The 17,482-nt window shown below is 37.2% G+C and carries 14 protein-coding genes; 3 read left to right on the forward strand and 11 right to left on the reverse strand.

What is annotated here, in order from left to right; all coding sequences use genetic code 11:
* Positions 1 to 4 precede the first annotated feature (4 nt).
* From AC3HD6_RS10320 to AC3HD6_RS10335, 4 genes are all read right to left on the reverse strand, one after another.
* Positions 5 to 1,003 (reverse strand): 4-hydroxyproline epimerase, encoded by a 999-nt coding sequence (locus AC3HD6_RS10320; RefSeq protein ID WP_488896260.1) that lies wholly within the window; start codon positions 1,001 to 1,003, stop codon positions 5 to 7.
* Positions 1,000 to 2,484, reverse strand: a complete 1,485-nt coding sequence (locus AC3HD6_RS10325) for an aldehyde dehydrogenase (NADP(+)) (RefSeq protein ID WP_488896261.1) — start codon at positions 2,482 to 2,484, stop codon at positions 1,000 to 1,002. The genes AC3HD6_RS10320 and AC3HD6_RS10325 overlap by 4 nt, the downstream gene beginning before the upstream one ends.
* Before the next feature lie 16 nt (positions 2,485 to 2,500).
* Positions 2,501 to 3,406 carry a dihydrodipicolinate synthase family protein gene (locus tag AC3HD6_RS10330; RefSeq protein WP_488896262.1) on the reverse strand — a complete coding sequence of 302 codons (906 nt, stop codon included), beginning with the start codon at positions 3,404 to 3,406 and terminating at the stop codon, positions 2,501 to 2,503.
* Between the two features lie 88 nt (positions 3,407 to 3,494).
* Positions 3,495 to 4,379, reverse strand: coding sequence for an AraC family transcriptional regulator (locus AC3HD6_RS10335; protein WP_488896263.1), 885 nt, complete (start codon positions 4,377 to 4,379; stop codon positions 3,495 to 3,497).
* Positions 4,380 to 4,567: 188 nt separating this feature from the next.
* On the opposite strand from AC3HD6_RS10335, the gene AC3HD6_RS10340 reads away from it, so the two are divergent.
* The 3 genes from AC3HD6_RS10340 to AC3HD6_RS10350 all read left to right on the forward strand — a co-directional run bounded on the left by AC3HD6_RS10340 (position 4,568) and on the right by AC3HD6_RS10350 (position 9,016).
* Positions 4,568 to 5,962, forward strand: coding sequence for an aminopeptidase P family protein (locus AC3HD6_RS10340; RefSeq protein ID WP_488896264.1), 1,395 nt, complete (start codon positions 4,568 to 4,570; stop codon positions 5,960 to 5,962).
* A 10-nt stretch (positions 5,963 to 5,972) separates the two neighbouring features.
* Positions 5,973 to 8,144 carry a S9 family peptidase gene (locus tag AC3HD6_RS10345; protein ID WP_488896265.1) on the forward strand — a complete coding sequence of 724 codons (2,172 nt, stop codon included), beginning with the start codon at positions 5,973 to 5,975 and terminating at the stop codon, positions 8,142 to 8,144.
* Positions 8,145 to 8,410: 266 nt separating this feature from the next.
* A complete protein-coding gene (locus AC3HD6_RS10350; protein WP_488896266.1) occupies positions 8,411 to 9,016 on the forward strand; it encodes a DNA-3-methyladenine glycosylase in 606 nt (201 codons plus the stop codon).
* A 6-nt stretch (positions 9,017 to 9,022) separates the two neighbouring features.
* On the opposite strand, the gene mug is transcribed toward AC3HD6_RS10350, so the two are convergent.
* From mug to AC3HD6_RS10385, 7 genes are all read right to left on the reverse strand, one after another.
* On the reverse strand, positions 9,023 to 9,523 hold the full coding sequence (gene mug, locus AC3HD6_RS10355) for a G/U mismatch-specific DNA glycosylase (protein WP_488896267.1): 501 nt from the start codon (positions 9,521 to 9,523) through the stop codon (positions 9,023 to 9,025).
* Between the two features lie 202 nt (positions 9,524 to 9,725).
* Positions 9,726 to 10,157, reverse strand: a complete 432-nt coding sequence (locus tag AC3HD6_RS10360) for a hypothetical protein (protein WP_488896268.1) — start codon at positions 10,155 to 10,157, stop codon at positions 9,726 to 9,728.
* Between the two features lie 183 nt (positions 10,158 to 10,340).
* Positions 10,341 to 11,777 (reverse strand): SusD/RagB family nutrient-binding outer membrane lipoprotein, encoded by a 1,437-nt coding sequence (locus AC3HD6_RS10365; RefSeq protein WP_488896269.1) that lies wholly within the window; start codon positions 11,775 to 11,777, stop codon positions 10,341 to 10,343.
* A gap of 11 nt (positions 11,778 to 11,788) precedes the next feature.
* Entirely contained in the window at positions 11,789 to 14,812 is a 3,024-nt protein-coding gene (locus AC3HD6_RS10370; protein WP_488896270.1) for a SusC/RagA family TonB-linked outer membrane protein, read from the reverse strand.
* A gap of 287 nt (positions 14,813 to 15,099) precedes the next feature.
* Positions 15,100 to 15,801, reverse strand: coding sequence for a LytR/AlgR family response regulator transcription factor (locus AC3HD6_RS10375; RefSeq protein WP_488896271.1), 702 nt, complete (start codon positions 15,799 to 15,801; stop codon positions 15,100 to 15,102).
* Positions 15,782 to 16,855 (reverse strand): sensor histidine kinase, encoded by a 1,074-nt coding sequence (locus tag AC3HD6_RS10380; RefSeq protein ID WP_488896272.1) that lies wholly within the window; start codon positions 16,853 to 16,855, stop codon positions 15,782 to 15,784. The genes AC3HD6_RS10375 and AC3HD6_RS10380 overlap by 20 nt, the downstream gene beginning before the upstream one ends.
* 196 nt (positions 16,856 to 17,051) lie before the next feature.
* The gene (locus AC3HD6_RS10385; RefSeq protein WP_488896273.1) at positions 17,052 to 17,435 is read right to left on the reverse strand and encodes a DoxX family protein; all 384 of its coding nucleotides are present in this window, start codon (positions 17,433 to 17,435) and stop codon (positions 17,052 to 17,054) included.
* Positions 17,436 to 17,482: the final 47 nt, after the last annotated feature.

Here is a 17,482-nt window from a genome sequence, read left to right on the forward strand (position 1 = left end):
AAATTTACATTACCTGAAATCCTTGCCAGTAAGGATCTTCATCATCAATAATAATCTGATTGTAGCCGGTAATTCTCGCCCAGCCTTCTACTGAAGGAATAATAGCCGGTTTACCATCAATGGTAGCAGTACCTTCAATTCTCCCGATAAACTGAGAACCAATATAGCTTTCGTGGATAAATTCCTCACCTTCTTTTAACTTTCCTTTTGTATACCATTGAGCCATTCTTGCCGAAGTTCCTGTGCCACAAGGAGAACGGTCTAAAGCATTTTCACCTACTAATACTGCATTTCTTCCGCTAGCTTTAGGATCAGTAGGGTTTCCTGTCCATTGAATGTGGCTTAATCCGGAAATATGCTCATTTTCAGGATGGATAAACTCATATTTTTCATTAAGCAGTCTTCTGATGATTTTTCCATAATGAATAAGCTGGCTTGCCGAGAAATCAGAAATATCTCTGAAATTTTTCTGAGGATCAATAATGGCGTAAAAATTTCCACCATAAGCAACATCAGCTGTTATCAATCCCAGATCCGGGCATTCCACTTCAAGATTTTCAGCATAAAGAAAGGATTTTACATTGGTCAGTTTTACAGATTTTACTTTTTTGCCTTCCTGAATATAATCTATAAGGATAAGTCCTGCAGGTGTTTCCAATCGTAATTTTCCTGGTATTTTAGGAACAACCAAGCCTTCTTCTATGGCAATGGTAACTGTTCCTATGGTTCCGTGTCCACACATCGGAAGGCAGCCGCTGGTTTCAATGTATAAAACTCCGATATCATTTGCTTCATCAATAGGTGGATAAAGAATGCTTCCGCTCATCATATCATGTCCGCGGGGTTCAAACATTAATCCTTTTCGGATCCAGTCGTATTCTTTCATAAAGTGAAGCCTGCGTTCCATCATAGAGTTTCCATTCAAAATAGGTCCACCACCTGCAACAAGACGTACAGGGCAGCCACAGGTGTGGGAGTCTACGCAAAAAAATGTTCTGTTCATACGGTTTCTAATTTTAATGATCCTGAATTCACTTCTCCATCTACGATTCTGCTGATCTGCAAGGGGTTTTCATTCTTTAGCTCTTCCGGTAAGAATTCATCCGGCCAGTTTTGAAAAGAAATAGGGCGAACAAATCGTTTAACAGCATCCGGCCCTACAGATGTAAAACGAGCATCTGTGGTAGATGGAAATGGTCCACCATGCTGCATGGCATAAACAACTTCTACTCCGGTTGGCATTCCGTTGAATAACAGTCTTCCACACTTATCTTTCAAAAGGTGAATGAGTTCAGAGTTCTCACGAACATCATCAGAAGTAGCTGCTACAGTAATGGTTAACTGCCCTTTTAAGTTTTGAGCAATCTGTATAAGCTCTTCCTTGTTTTCACAAGTGACAATGATTCCAAAAGGTCCAAATACTTCTTCACTTAATACAGGATTGTTGAGGAAGTTTTGAGCATTGGTTTTGATAATGGCTGGACTTCCTTTTCCTTCTTCAGGTTCTCTTGAAGCGATTACTTCAATGTCAGGTTGTGTTATTGTATTTGCTTTATGCTTTTCAAAGCTTTCATATATACCATTGTGGAGCATATTAGCAGGGGTAACTTCCTGAATTTCCTTTTTAACTGCAGTGATAAAACGATTCAGGGATTCTCCTTTAACAGCAATAAATACTCCCGGATTGGTACAGAACTGTCCTACTCCTAATGTTAATGAGCCGATGTATTCTTTAGCTAAAGCCTCTGCTTTATTTTCAATCAAGTTTTTAAGTGCAAATACCGGATTAATGCTTCCCATTTCAGCAAATACGGGAATAGGGTTTTCACGGCGATTGGCGATGTCAAATAAGGCTTTTCCACCACTGAAAGAACCTGTAAATGCTACTGCCTGAATATCTTTGTGTTGCGTTAAATAAGCTCCTGTTTCATAAGAGTTTCCAGTAATATGGCTGAAGATTCCTTCAGGCCATCCAATTTTTTTTACTGCACTTATTATAGTATCAGCCATCATCTGAGAGGTCTTAGGATGTGCCGGATGCGCTTTTACAATAACAGGGCAGCCTGCTCCTATAGCACTTGCTGTATCACCTCCTGCTGTGGAAAAAGCAAAAGGAAAATTACTGGCTCCGAAAACCACCACAGGTCCTAATCCTATATTATATTTTCTGAGATCTCCTTTCTGCTTTTCAGGCTGGGCAAGATCAATTCTTGGCTCAATGTAGATTCCTGAGGCTACAGCTTTTGCATAACTTCTCCATTGGCCTATCGTTCTGGCTTTTTCACCGGTAAGTCTTGCCAGAGGTAATGAAGTTTCCGCATGAGCAGTAGCTAAAAGTTCTTCTCCTAAAGCTTCAATTTCATTGGCAACAGTATTCATGAATGCTGCCCGTTGTTTTATGGTTGTATTTTTTAGGAACTGATAGGCTTCGGAAGCCATCTTAATCCTTACCTCAATATTTTCTTTTGATGTTTCTTCAATCATAGCTTTTGTTCTGGTGTTAATCTAATGTTGGACGGCTCGCTCTGCCCTCTTCAATAATCTTATTGACTTTTTGGGCTTCTTCACCCTGAAGTTCAAGGCGTGGTGCTCTTACGTATGGATTACTGATTCCTTCAGCAGTAGCAGCCAGTTTGATATACTGAATAAGCTTTGGATGAATATCTAACTCTAATAATGGCATAAACCATCTGTAAATGGCAACTGCTTTACCATATTCTCCTGCTTTGGCATAGTTATACATGGCCATGGTCTCATTAGGAAAGGCATCTACAAGTCCTGCTACCAATCCATCAGCTCCAAGCATTAAAGTTTCAAGGCAAATAGTATCTACTCCACCAAGAATTTTGATTCTTTTTCCGAAACGGTTAATCATTCTGGTTACATTGGCAAGGTCTCTTGTAGATTCTTTAACCGCCTGAATGGTTGGATACTCAATAAGCTCATCAAACATTTCCAGGGTTACATAAATTCCGTAATCAACAGGGTTGTTATAGATAAGGATAGGAAGATCTGTAGCTGTGGCAACCGCTTTGAAATATTCTACCACTTCACGGCTATCTGCCTTGTAACGCATTGGAGGAAGTAACATTAATCCGTCAGCTCCTGATTCTTTTGCTTTTTGGGCAAAGTTTACCGCATTTTTGGTTGTATTTTCAGAAAGGTTAAGAATAACTGGAATTCTACCTTGTGTAATTTTTTTTGCATATTGAAGAAGTTCAAACTTTTCTTCAGTTTCCAACGCACTGGCTTCTCCTAATGTCCCGGCAAGGATAATTCCATGAACTCCGGCTTTAATCTGGGCTTCTGTATTAACAGCAAACATTTCAAAATCAATCTTTCCTTCTTTTGTAAAAGGAGTTAATACAGCAGGATAAATCCCTTCCCAGTTTAGTTTTGTACTCATATCAAATAATATTTATTCAAAACTAAGTGAATTTTAAAACGGTAAATGTTAATATTTTAATGTATTCTAACCGTATTTTAACATGTAGTTATTCGTGGTCAAAAGTAGCTTCTTTATAATGCTTCAGGTATTCTTTGGGAGAGTATTTCATAATGGATTTAAAGACCCGGTTGAAATTGGTTAAACTATTGAATCCGCTGTTAAAAGCAACAGAAGAGATGCTGTACATACTGCTGGAGGTTAATAATCTGCAGGCTCTCTGTACCCGTAATTCATTAAGATACTGGATATAAGTAATCCTAGTGTGTTTTTTAAAGGATCTGCAAAATGCCTGAGGCGTCATACATGCTTTTTTGGCGATGGCATCAAGGGTAAGTTTATGCTGGGTGAAATTCTTCTTAATATAGGATTGGGCATCTATAATCCGTTGGTCATTATCGGAAATATGATTAGGAAGGTTCTTTTCTGAAGATAGTGGAATATGCAGATGCCTGTTTTGCATGAGGTGATTTAAGATCTTGATAAAATCTATGATTTGTTCTACCCCTTGTGTCTTTTGCAGGGCTGACATGCTTTCTCCTACGCTTGATTTTAATTTTGAAGCAACCTGGAATCCCACTTTAGAATGTTCGATGAAGTTTTTAAGCTCTTCAAATTCCGGTAGATCAAAAAAAGCGGATATTTTTTTATCAGGATCAAAGAAAATAGAGATCGCATGAACTTTTTGTTTTTCGTTTTCAGCAAAATCACCTTTAAAAACGTGGGATTGATTGGCTCCCAGATAGAAAATATCTCCGGGTTCAAAAGTGAAAAGGTTCTGTTCTATAGCAAGAGTACCATGTCCTTTAAGGATCCACATGATTTGTGTTTCAGTATGCCGATGGAAATAAGGATAGAAATTAGGCATAATATCTTCCTGAATACGGATACTTTTGTTGGTGTCGGCAGGAACTGAAAACTGAAGACTCTTCATACAATCAATACTTTATGGGATTAAATGAATAGGGAGGTTAAAATATTGCCGAATTTAAGCAAAATATGAACATTAAGTATCATATTAAAATCCAAACTTTACATCTCTATAATTTTAATGAATAAAGGGCTTCAAATAGTACAAAATCGTAACTTTAACTTTTTAAAATAAAAACTATTCATAAACATATGTTTTCAGCACAGACTTATCAAGACAGAAGAGCCGTATTACAAAGCAATGTGGCCAGTGGAATTCTATTATTCTTAGGAAATATAGAAAATCCTGTGAATTTTGAGCATAATCCTTATTATTTTCGTCAGGACAGTACTTTCCTGTATTATTTCGGAATCCAAGAGCCAAAGATTGCTGCTATTATTGATATTGATGAAAATAAGACTATTATTTTCGGGGATGAACTGAGTATTGATGATATTGTCTGGATGGGAAGACAGGAAACATTGAAAGAAAAGAGCCAAAAGTCTGGCGTACAGGAAACTTTCCCGTATGCTGAACTTGCCCAATATATTATAAAAGCACAGACATCAGGAAGAAAAGTACATTATCTTCCACCCTATCAGTCTTCCAATAAAATCTTATTGTCGAACCTTTTAGGAATTAAAATTATCGAATTACAGCCTTCTGTAGAGATGATTAAAGCGGTTGTAAAACAACGTTCCGTAAAAGAAGCTCAGGAAATTGTACAGATTGAAGAAGCTGTGAATGTTTCCAATGAAATGCATCTGCTGGCGATGAGAATGGCTAAACCGGGTGTTAAAGAATATGAAATTGCCAATGCGATTCAGTATCTTGCAGCTAACAAAGAATGCCAGATGTCTTATCCCCCGATTGTTACCATAAATGGAGGCATCCTTCACAATCATTACCGTCTCAATACGTTGAAAGAAGGAGATCTTTTCCTGAATGATTCCGGTGCTGAGACGGCGATGGGATATGCAGGTGACTTAACCAGAACATTTCCTGTAAGCAAAACTTTCAGTACAAAACAAAAGGAAATCTATGAGATTGTTCTGAATTCATTTAATAATGTTCATCATCTTTTGAAACCTGGTGTTAAGTTTAAAGATATTTACCTGAAAGCTTCTGAATATCTGGTAGAAGGTCTTGTTGATTTGGGATTAATGAAAGGAAATCCTGAAGAAGCGGTTAAAAATAATGCCCATACTCTATTCTTCCAATGTGGATTAGGTCATATGATGGGATTGGATGTACATGATATGGAAGATCTTGGAGAGCAGTATATTGGTTATACAGAAGAAGAACCAAAAGATACCAAAACATTCGGTCTTAAATCTTTACGTTTAGGAAAAGCTTTGGAGTCTGGTTATGTAGTAACGGTAGAACCGGGTATTTACATGATTCCTGAGCTTATTGATATCTGGCAGGCTGAAAATAAAAATGCAGCATTCATTAATTACGATAAAGTGAATGAATACCGAAACTTCGGCGGTGTTCGTGTAGAAGACGATTTCCTGATTACAGATGATGGGTACAGGCTTCTTGGAAACGGATTGATTACTACTGTTGATGAAATTGAAACCTACAGAGCAGAACATTTAGCTTAAGAGATCTGGTATGAAGAATATAAAAAAAATAACGGCTATTGCCTTATACTTTTTGTGCCTGTCGCCATTGTCTGCGCAAAAAACACAATGGACTCCTGATGGGAATGCTTATTACTCATTTACCCAAAATGGTGTTGGGATTATAGATGTGCTGAATCCCGGAAAAGATCAGGCTTTTTTAAGCAATAATGAATTGATTCCTTCCGGAAGTTCTACGGCTTTAGAAGTACAGAGTTTCCAGGTTTCTCCTGATAGCAAAAGTTTGCTGCTTTTCACGAATACCAAGAAAGTATGGCGGGATAATACCCGTGGAGATTATTGGATCTTTGATAAGAACACGAAGAAACTTACCCAGCTTGGAAAAGATCTTCCAGCGTCTTCATTAATGTTTGCTAAATTCTCCCCTGACGGGAAAAAGGTAGCTTATGTATCTAAGCACAATATTTATATTGAAGATCTTTCCAATAACCAGCTTACTAAAATAACCAATGATGGTACAGACAGAATGATTAACGGTACTTTCGATTGGGCTTATGAAGAAGAATTCGGTACTCAGGATGGTTTCAGATGGTCTCCTGATGGAAGCAAAATTGCTTACTGGAAGTTGGATGCCAGAGGTACTAAAAACTTCCTGATGATTAATAATACAGACAGTTTGTACTCATTTACAGTTCCTGTAGAATATCCGAAAGTGGGTGAAAATCCTTCCGGATGCAGCATCTGGTTCTATGATCTTGCTTCAAAATCTTCTAAAAAAGCAGATATTGCAGGTGATGAAGTACAGCATTATATTCCCCGAATGGAATGGGTATTAGATTCTAAATCTATTATTCTGCAGCAATTGAACAGAAAACAGAACCAAAGTAAAATTATTTTAGCAGACGCTCAGTCGGGAATTAGCAAAACCATTCATACGGAGACAGATCCGGCATGGATTGATATCAAATCCAGATGGAATGATAATGATCCAAGCGGCTGGGACTGGATCAACAATGGCAAAGAATTTTTATGGCTGTCAGAAAAAGATGGTTGGAGACATATTTATAAAATAGATATGAACGGAAAAGAAACTTTGCTTACCAAAGATGCTTTTGATGTAATAAAGCCAGAGTTTTTTGATATTCCAAATAAGCAGATCTATTTTTTAGCTTCGCCTGGTAATGCCACTCAGAAATATCTCTATAAAGTAAGTATGCAGGGAGGAAAAGCTCAAAGACTTACTCCTGAAGCGTACACGGGATCCAATCAATATATGATTTCTCCCAATGGGAAAATCGCAATGTTCAGCAACAGCAGTGTTAATGCTCGTTCAGTAGGAGCTGTTGTATCATTGCCGGAACATAAGGAACTTGTGGCGGCGAAGAGTGTGTCAAAAGCAAATCCGGCAAGTGCTAAAACAGAATTTTTCCAAATCACCACACAGGATGGTGTTACATTAGACGGATGGGTTGTAAAACCTAAAGATTTCGATCCCAACAAAAAATATCCCATTGTTTTCATGGTCTATGGTGAACCAGGCTCACAGACGGTAACGGATAATTTCTATACTGGGAAAAATGGTTTATATATCGGAGATATGGCTCAGGATGGGTATTTATATGTTTCTCTTGAAAACCGTGGAACACCAGCTCTTAAAGGCCGTGAATGGAGAAAATCCATCTACCGTAAAATAGGGCAGCTTAATATTCGCGATCAGGCGATGGGCGCTAAAGCTTTATTTGCAAAATGGTCTTATGTAGATACTTCCAGAGTAGCTGTATGGGGCTGGAGCGGTGGTGGTTCTTCTACATTAAACCTTTTAGGGCAATATCCTGATATCTACCAAACCGGAATTGCGATTGCACCGGTAGCCAACCAATTGTTCTACGACAATATTTATCAGGAACGTTATATGGGACTTCCACAGGAAAACAGAGAAGATTTTGTCAATGGTTCACCACTGGCTTATGCTAAAAACCTGAAAGGAAACCTTCTATTGGTTCACGGAACAGGTGATGATAACGTACATTACCAGAATACGGAAGTGTATATTAATGAGCTGGTAAAATACAACAAACAGTTCCAACTGATGTCTTATCCTAACAGAACCCACTCTATCAGTGAAGGAGAAGGAACATCGCTGCACTTAGCCACAATGTTTACGAAATATTTAAAAGAACACTGTCCTCCGGGAGGAAGATAGATAATGAATGAAAGTCTCACAGAAATGTGGGGCTTTTTTGTTGAAGTAAGGAAGATGGGGGCCGGGGGCCGGGAGCTGGAAGTGCTTGTAGTCAAGGGGCAATTCTATTTTTTTATTGCATTTAAATATTGCCTTACTGAAATTTAAAATGCCATTCAGAAGTTATAAACGAAATAGTAACTTCCAACCTCCCTCTTCCAGCTTCCAGCCTTTCATTTAACAAATTATTATTAATTTAGAGTGATGAACTACTAAAACCCACCCAATTGAAACTACCACGCTCCTACTATTCTAATCAAGATGTTCTTTTCCTGGCTCAGGATCTTATCGGTAAAGTGCTTTTTACAGATATTGATGGTGAAATAACAGCAGGAATCATTGTAGAGACTGAAGCTTACAATGGAGTGTCAGACAAAGCTTCTCATGCTTATGGTGGCAGGCGTACAGACAGAACTGAGACTTTATATAGTCAGGGCGGGATTTCCTATGTGTACTTATGTTATGGCATTCATCACCTTTTCAATGTTGTGACTTCTTTAGAAGATGAACCTCATGCAGTTCTGATAAGAGCTGTTGAGCCATTAATAGGAAAAGAAATTATGGAATTCAGGAGAAATATGCCGGCTTCCAAAGCAGCCATTTCTGCCGGCCCTGGATCTGCTGCTAAAGCATTGGGGATTGATCGTTCCTTCAATAAAAAAGACCTGAACGGAAGTGAAATCTGGATTGAAGATCATGGGATTCACTATCCTTCTGATACTATTGCTGCAGGGCCTCGTATAGGTGTAGCTTATGCACAGGAAGACGCTCTGTTACCCTGGAGATTTTTTGTGAATGGGAATAAATATGTAAGTAAACCTAATAAAATATAGGGTTTACTATGGATGAATAGCCTGATAAAATTCTTTATAATACCCAACAAGATCATCCAGAGAAAATCCACGATTCAAGCCGCTGGTATTAGGTAAAACCCATATTTTAGCACCACAAAATTCCTCTGATTGCTGTCCCCATTGAATTTCCTTCTTTTTAGAGAATGCTTTATAGGCAGCCTTGCCCAGAAAAGCTACGTATTGAGGTTGAAATTTCGTTATTTTGGTTATAAAAGCTTCAAGAGCTTCATCAAATTCATCTTTTGAAAGTTCGTCAGCACGGGACGTTGCCCTGGCAACGGCGGTTGTTAAGCCACATCTGAAGTCTAGTATAACAGTATCATTAACGGCCTCAATTTCGTAAGGCGTAAATCCGGATTGATGCAGGACTTTCCAAAAGCGGTTGCTTCTTCCTGAAAAATGATGACCATCATTGGATGATTTCAAACCGGGATTAATTCCACAAAAAATAACATCGAGGTTAGAAGTAATGATATCTGTTAACATATTGGGAAGACATAAAATGGTTCTGTTCTTATTTTGCTTGTTTAAAGGTATCAATATTCCGGATATCCATACTTAGATTTGATATAAAATATTTACTACATTCATACCTGATCTTTTAAATAAAAATGGCTTAAGATTATCACTAATCATTAAGCCAAACCATTATTCAATATTCGAATAATAAACCAACCACATTATATTATTATTGTTTAGTGCCCTCGTAATAAAATTCTACATCACTGGCAGCTGTCTTTTTCGTACTGATCTGTAAAGCTTTGGTTGAAATAAGGTAATTAACACTTCCTTCTGGATCATTTCCCCCCACTCCTACACCTACAGGGTTTTGGGCCGTTAGAACTTTAGGAGTAGCACCAGAATACACTTCACCGGATTTAGGCTGAACCTTAATATGAGAGGCATCCACTTTTGAAACTACAACAATAGCATTATAATAATCCTGAGTAGCGATTCGTATGGTTCCTTTAAATGTTCCCACTACCGGATCTATACTCTGTCCGGAAGTGGGTGTAGGATCATCATTATCATCACTGTTCTTACAACTCAAAAATAAGCCTCCTATTAGTACCATTACAACACAAACACTTACCAGTCTTTGAATTCCATTTACATTCATAATTTTAATCATTTATTATTTACTTCAAAGGTGATCAAATGAACAATAACCAGGAAAAAACGTCTATGAAAGGAGAATTATGGTCTATCAATGCTCTTAGGGATTCAATAAAAAGCCTGTATAAAAATTACAGGCTTGCAGTGTGTACAAAATAATTGATATGAAAAAATTAAAAAAACTTTTTTACTGGATATCCCAAAAGATTTTTGTTGTGAGCTTATCACCGCCAATGGCCGTTGAAGCTTTCGCATAATTAGTTCCATTGGTAGTCGCTTCTAACGTTGGGTATTGAAGTCTTACAGGAACTTTTCCGCCCGCATTGGCAACAGCAGTTGGGGGAGCCTGTAAAATCGGATAATCTAATCTGCGATAGAAGTTCCAGGATATTACAGGGTGGTTATACATGGCAACCCAAGCCTGCTCTCCGATAGATTTTTTCCAGTTGGAAGCATCATACGGGTGATTTGAGAGATAAGTCTGTGCCTGCTGAGCAGAAAGTCCCCATTCCAAAAAAGAGGCCTGTACAGCATTCTGGTAAAGCGTATCAGGGTTTCCGCCAATTCCGAATCTTGCGGCGGCTTCTGTAAGGTAAAAAGCAACTTCAGTACTGGTCATTATTTTTCCAGGAGTAATAGGTATATAAGCAAAAATTCCCGGAGCGGAAAAATCTGAGAAAACACCAGGTACGCCAATTGCCTGCCCGATAAATTCACCATGTACATCCTTAAAATATTGAGGCCTTCTGGGATCGGAAGTTGCATTCAGAAAATCTATAAAAGGCTTTCCTCCAAAAAAATCATTCCGCCCGCTATTGGCAATATTTTCAAACAATGGATTAAAGTTCGGCGTTTCTTCCTGATATCTGAAATTAGCATTATCTGTTTCGTCGGTAATAACACCTCCACTAATGGCATCATTAATAGTAGATTGAGCCAATGATGGATTAACATCTGATAAAGCAATTCCTAATTTTAAAAGCAATGAATTTGCAAACTTTTTCCATTTTCCTATATCTCCTCTATAAATAATATCTCCCGAACCGAAACTGCCTTCTCCTTCTTCCAGGTTATGAATATTTGTTTTTAGACGGGTAATTAATTTTTCGTAAATCTGTGTATCATCATCATAGATAGGAAGAGGATATTTTTCATAATTAAGAGCCTGGCTGTAAGGAACATCACCGAAAGTATCAACGATGGTTTGAAAAGTATATACTGACAGTATATCAATAATTGCTAATTGATTCTGTTTTTTTACGGGCCATGCGTTCTGTTCTGAAGCGGTGGGCTGATATTGCTCTATAAGCTCTTTAGCCTTATTCAGATTGTTCAAGACATTCACGTAATTGTCTGTCCATACGTTATTGGAGACATTTCTTGCCGTAAAATTATAATTACTTTCACTCACATAAGTCACTTCCTGCCAGTATTGCATGGTAAGACGGAAATTGTTTTCATTAACACTTGGGGTGGTCATATAATCGCTCAGTTCTTTTTCTGCGTACGTAAGGAGAGGCTCAGGGGCCATATTGTAGGCTACATTCGGATCATCATTCACATCATCTGATGTACAGTTCATGAGTACCAATGCTAAAAGAGAGCTTATCATAATATTTTTCATAATAATCGTTTTTAAAAATTAACTTTCAGATTGAAGGCGAAGTTTCTGGTAGCAGGCAGTACTCCGGATTGGTATCCCTGAATGCTTCCGGATGAAAGTCCTGATTCAGGATCTGCATAGGGAAGGTTCTTATGAATAATCCATAGGTTACTTCCAATCAAACCAAGAGTGAGGTTCTGGATGCCTGCCTTTTTTAAGAATTGATTGTTAAAAGTATAAGAAACAGATACTTGTCGCAGCTTGATAAAACTGGCATCATAGACAAACGCTGCTACAGGAGGATCGGTTTCCAAGGTTTGGCTGGACATTGAACGGTCAAGACGGATGGTATTGGGAATATAATGCCCCGGATTATTGGGATCCTGCATGACTCCCGGTAAAATAACACCACCTCCGTTTTCAAGGGTATTTCTGATAGGATTTCCAAGGTCATTAATACCCACAGAATCAGGATAAAGTCCAGTTCCATAACCGTAATACTGATCCAGGGAAAATACTTTACCTCCTTTTTTCCAATCGATCTGAAAGCTTAGGTTAAAATTTTTATAGGTAAAGGAATTATTCAGCCCTGCGACAAAATCAGACTGAAAACTTCCAAGACTGTGATTGCTGTCATCCGTATGCAGATAAGCTCCATTACTTCCTATAATTTTATTTCCATTGGGATCATACACAAAATCTGAGCCCCAGATGCTTCCGTATTCTTCGTTGAGAGGAGCGTTGATAGTGACTCCGCCCTGCAATGTCCCCAGTGTAATATTTTCTATACCTTCCCTTAAGGCTGTAACTTTAGTTTTTGGGTTAGACCAGTTAATAGCCATATCCCAGGTGAAATGTTCAGATTTCAAGGGAGTAACATTTAAAGTCAGCTCAACTCCTTTTGTAGTCAGCTCTCCTGTGTTCTGAATTTTAGACAGAGAACCCGTTGCCAGAGAAATAGGGAGTGGCAATATCTGGTTAAACGCAGTATTATGAAACCATGATAAGTCTATACCCATCCTATTCTTAAGAAACTGCATATTGGTTCCTATTTCAAAGTTTTTTAATTTCTGAGGAAGAAGATCTGCATTCCTTAAAGAGGTATTGTATGAATATACAGGATTATTCTCTATAGATGCCTGAGGAATGTATCGGTTTCTTAATTGATCTGCATTGGTATCTGAGCCTACTTCCGCATAAGCCGCTCTTATTTTTCCAAAACTTAACCATTGCTGTTTCAATAAATTGGAAAATACAACACTTGCAGAAACAGATGGATAGTAATACACCTGTTTTGCTTTAGGTAATGCTGTAGACTGGTCTCTCCTGAAAGTTCCTTCCAGATAATAAGTATTTTTATAACCTAAAGAGGCTTGTATAAAAGCGCCATAAATATATTTTGTATTATCTATTACAATAGGTTTGGCTGGAGTTGATACCGAATTAGAGATCGTATACAGCCCGGGAATATACAATCCTCCTGTAGTAGTTTGTGCATTAGAATAATTGGACTGTACATTCACATTTCCCCCTAATAATGCCTGCAGATTTAAATCCTGTGTAATATTGTTTTTATAGGTAGCAATCAGGTCATAATTGGTTTCGGTAAAACGGAGATTGGTAACAGCATATCCTGAAGGCTGCTCTATGGGATTAAAACTGAAAAAAACCGGCATAGATCCAACAGCTTTTCTTTCTTCGGTCATCATCGTATATCCGTCGATACCTACCCTTCCCAGGATATTGATACTTTTTGAAAGATCATAGCTCAGGCTGAAGTTTCCGGCAAAACGGTCTCTGCTGTCATTCTGATAATTCTCATATCGGGAAAAATAAGGATTATCCCAATAAGACGGAAAAAGATTGCCTGGCCCTGTTATATTCCATGTATAATTTTTATGGTAAGAATCATAAAGATATTTCTGATACTGGAGGTCTATATTGGTAGGCCACCACTGGCGGAATCCGGTCATAATATTGTCTGTATATCCTGTGGAATTCCTTCCTTTGGTTCTTTGTGTGATATAATTGGCAAAAAAGCTTGCTGTAAGTTGATCTGTGATTTTATAAGTTGCATTTCCGCCAAAATTATTTTTCATTAAAGAAGAATTAGGCATAATGTCAGTCGCGTTGGTATTGGAATAACTCAATCGGAAGGTGCCCTTTTCATTGCCGCCACTTAAAGCAATATTATTGGTTTGATTGATAGCCTTATCAAAGAAGGTAATCGGTCCGTTTTTAGCCATTACCCATGGTGTTTTCTTTCCAAAGTTTTTAGAACCAGGGATGAAAGCATCATACTGCCATACCATGAGGTTGGGATCATAAGGAGCTCCATAAGAAGCATCATGCCAAAAAATTGCCATGGGTTCATTCTGATATTCAGGGAAAAAATTCCCCAAATATCCTTGTCCATATTGAGTCTGATATTCTGGAAATGTAGATTTGTCAATGGTAGAGACAGAAATACTACCACTGTATTCCAGGCCGATACCCTGTGTGTTTTTCTTTCCTTTTTTAGTCGTAATGATAATGGCACCGTTTTGAGCCCGGGAGCCGTATAAAGCAGTTGCCGCAGCTCCTTTTAATACATTTACGGTTTCAATATCATTGGGATTGATATCCGAAACTGGACTTCCATAATCATATCCGCCAAATCCGTTTTGTTGAACGGTGGAATTGATATTTCTGTTGATAATAGGAACTCCATCCACAACAAACAGAGCCTGATTATCCCCCAAAATAGATTTGTATCCTCTAGAAACAGCATCTATTGAACCTCCGAAATTGGTAGACTGCCTGATCTCAAGCCCAGCTACTTTTCCCGATAAATTATTCAAAAAATTGGTGGTAGGATTTTTATTAATATCCTCCCCTTTTACCTCTTGCGTAGAATAACCCAAAGATTTTTTTTCTCTTTTAATTCCTAGCGCCGTAACAACAATACCTTCTATATTCTGGGTGGTAAGGGTATCCTGTTTCTTCTGGCTGAAATAGGTTTCGCTTCCGATAAAAAAAGCGACTCCTGCACTTAAAAGCTTCAATTTGTATTTCATAATTATTGATTTTGCTTATTGTTTGATCAAAATTCAATAATTGGTGAAGAATATAATGTAATCTATATATGAATGGCGGGATACAGTCTATTAAAATATGAGTAATGAGTAATGAGTAATGAGTAATGAGTTGCGGAAATCCTTTCTTATAACATCATGGATTTTAAATTGCTTAAAAATAGCTAGAAATCTATAGTACCTACAAATAATGAATTGAAAGACTAATCATTCCCATCCTCTGGAGGGGTGTCAAAAATTCAAAGAATTTTTGACGGGGTGGTAAAACACTACAAATCAATAAACGGCTTATAAGTTCTGCCAATAGGAAGCTTTTTCCCTTTAACCTGTACAACAGTTGCTGATTTTACCTCAATTTTCGGTTTGGAAATGATATAGGATTTATGGATACGGGCAAACATGCTTGGATTTAAGCTTGCCTCTATTCTGCTGATCGGCATTTTAAAAGTAAAAGTCTCCGTTTTGGTATGAATATGTATGTATTCTCTTAAACTTTCAATATAAAAAATATCCTGTAGAATGATTTTAATCTGTTTTTTTCCACTGCTGATAAAAATATGATCACGTTCACCTATTTCCAGTAAAGCCTCCTCTGCCTCCATTAGATATTTAAACTTTCCGACGGATGTGGCAAAACGATCATAAGGAATAGGTTTCAGCAGATAATCTGTAATATCTAATTCGTATCCTTCTATCGCATATTGATGATAGGCTGTTGTGACAATGACAAAAGGTGGATGTTTAAGTTTTTTTAAAAAATCAAAACCTTTCACTACAGGAAGGTGAAGATCTAAAAACATCAGATCTACCTCATGAATATTCAAAAGAGTATTGGCATGAACAGCATCAGAACATTTACCTATAAGATTAAGTTCCGGATCCCGGGAAATAAAAGTTTCCAGAATTTCAGCAGCAATCGGCTCATCTTCTACAATCAGGCAATTGTATTTTTTAGAGTTTGGAGTTATCATTGAAATTAATTTTAAGGTGTACACTATATTCGTCAATTTTATCCACTACTATTAACTTGTGTTGAGGGTAGAGCAATTCAAGCTGCCGGCGGATATTTTTCAGTCCTATTTTAGTAGAATGCTGATGTGGTCTTTCTTCCTTCGAGTTTTGAATATTGTAGGTGAGAATTCCGTTTTTCAGTTCAATATCAATATTGATGAATGAATCTCCCAGGCTTTCCGAAACACCATGTTTAAAGGCGTTTTCAACAAATTGAATCAGAATAAGCGGAGAGATTTCCTGAGAAGGATGATCAATACTTTCTCGTAAATGTACACTAAGATGATGGTGTCTTATTTTTTGAATCTGTATAAAATCTTTAATATTTTCAATGTCTTTTTCTAAGGAAATTCTCTTTTCAGCCGCTTCATAGATATTATACCGCATGATTTTCGAAAGCTGGAGAATTACATCTGGGGTTTCATCTGCTTTTTTAAGAGCCATTCCGTAGATATTGTTCAGTGTATTAAACAGAAAATGAGGATTGATCTGGGCTTTTAGCATCGTAAGTTCCTGGTCTAGTTTTTCCGATTTCAATTGAGAAATCTGTTCTTTCAACAGGTTTTTCTGTCTTGTAATTTCCACCCCGAAAACCAATCCAACCATAAAAATTAGATCCATAAATGAATTGAAAGCAACAAACCCATTCATAAATCCTGATGGTTCTTTACCATCTAAAGTCTCTGTAACCCCATAGATATAAGGATAAATAATATAATGAGTGAAAAAACGATGTCCTAAAACTGCGAGTATAACAATCAGAACATAGAGAAGACATTTAAATACCTTATTAATATGAACTTTTTCATAAACATACAGTAAGAAATAAGCAAGAGGAATTTTAACCAAAAAATAGCCTAATTCAAGAATAAGTGTATTCTGCAGCCTTGTCTGCCACATGAAATCAGGAAACTGATATCTGGACCAATAAAAGTCAAGATAAGCTTCCAGTAGATAGTACAATATCCAAAAAAGCAAATGAATCTGTACTTTGGAGTTTCTAATTGATTTCAAGCCTGCTATGATTTAAAAGTACAAAGTAGCATTGTTTAGTCAAATATAAAAATATAAAGGCTATAAAAACAGCTCTTTTATCTACAAACGACTTGCAGCTAATTTTTTTAGCCTTTAAGAATAAAATAAGGCCAAAGATATTTCATAGGTAAAGAGAGCTTTATGTAATACCTTACTTATATTTTATTCAATATTTTTAGAGATGCTTTTTTAAGCAAACTTCAGGATACATGAGATTCAGGAAGCAAAATATCAACAGGATATTAAACTCAATTCCGTTACTTCCACCCCCTACTACAAACCATCCGTTCTCCCAATGAATATAATAAATCCCAAAAACGAAAATAATCATATTACTGATCGCAACTGGTTTAATATACCTATCCAGCCAAAGTAACGGGACTGAAACAAGATGAATCAGTTTTATGAGCCAGGCAAGATACAGACCTGTAGGAGCATACCCTAAGGAATTCAGATAAATGTTTCCAAAATTGTTGACATCACCACTAAAAATGGAAATAGCACTATGCATAAGTAAGATCACTGACAATGCAAATCTCAGGTAGAAGTTTTTTTTCATGAAACGAAAATAGAGATCAAGAATAAATAATTGGTTTTATTGTATAT

The organism is Chryseobacterium sp. II3a (genome assembly GCF_057815135.1).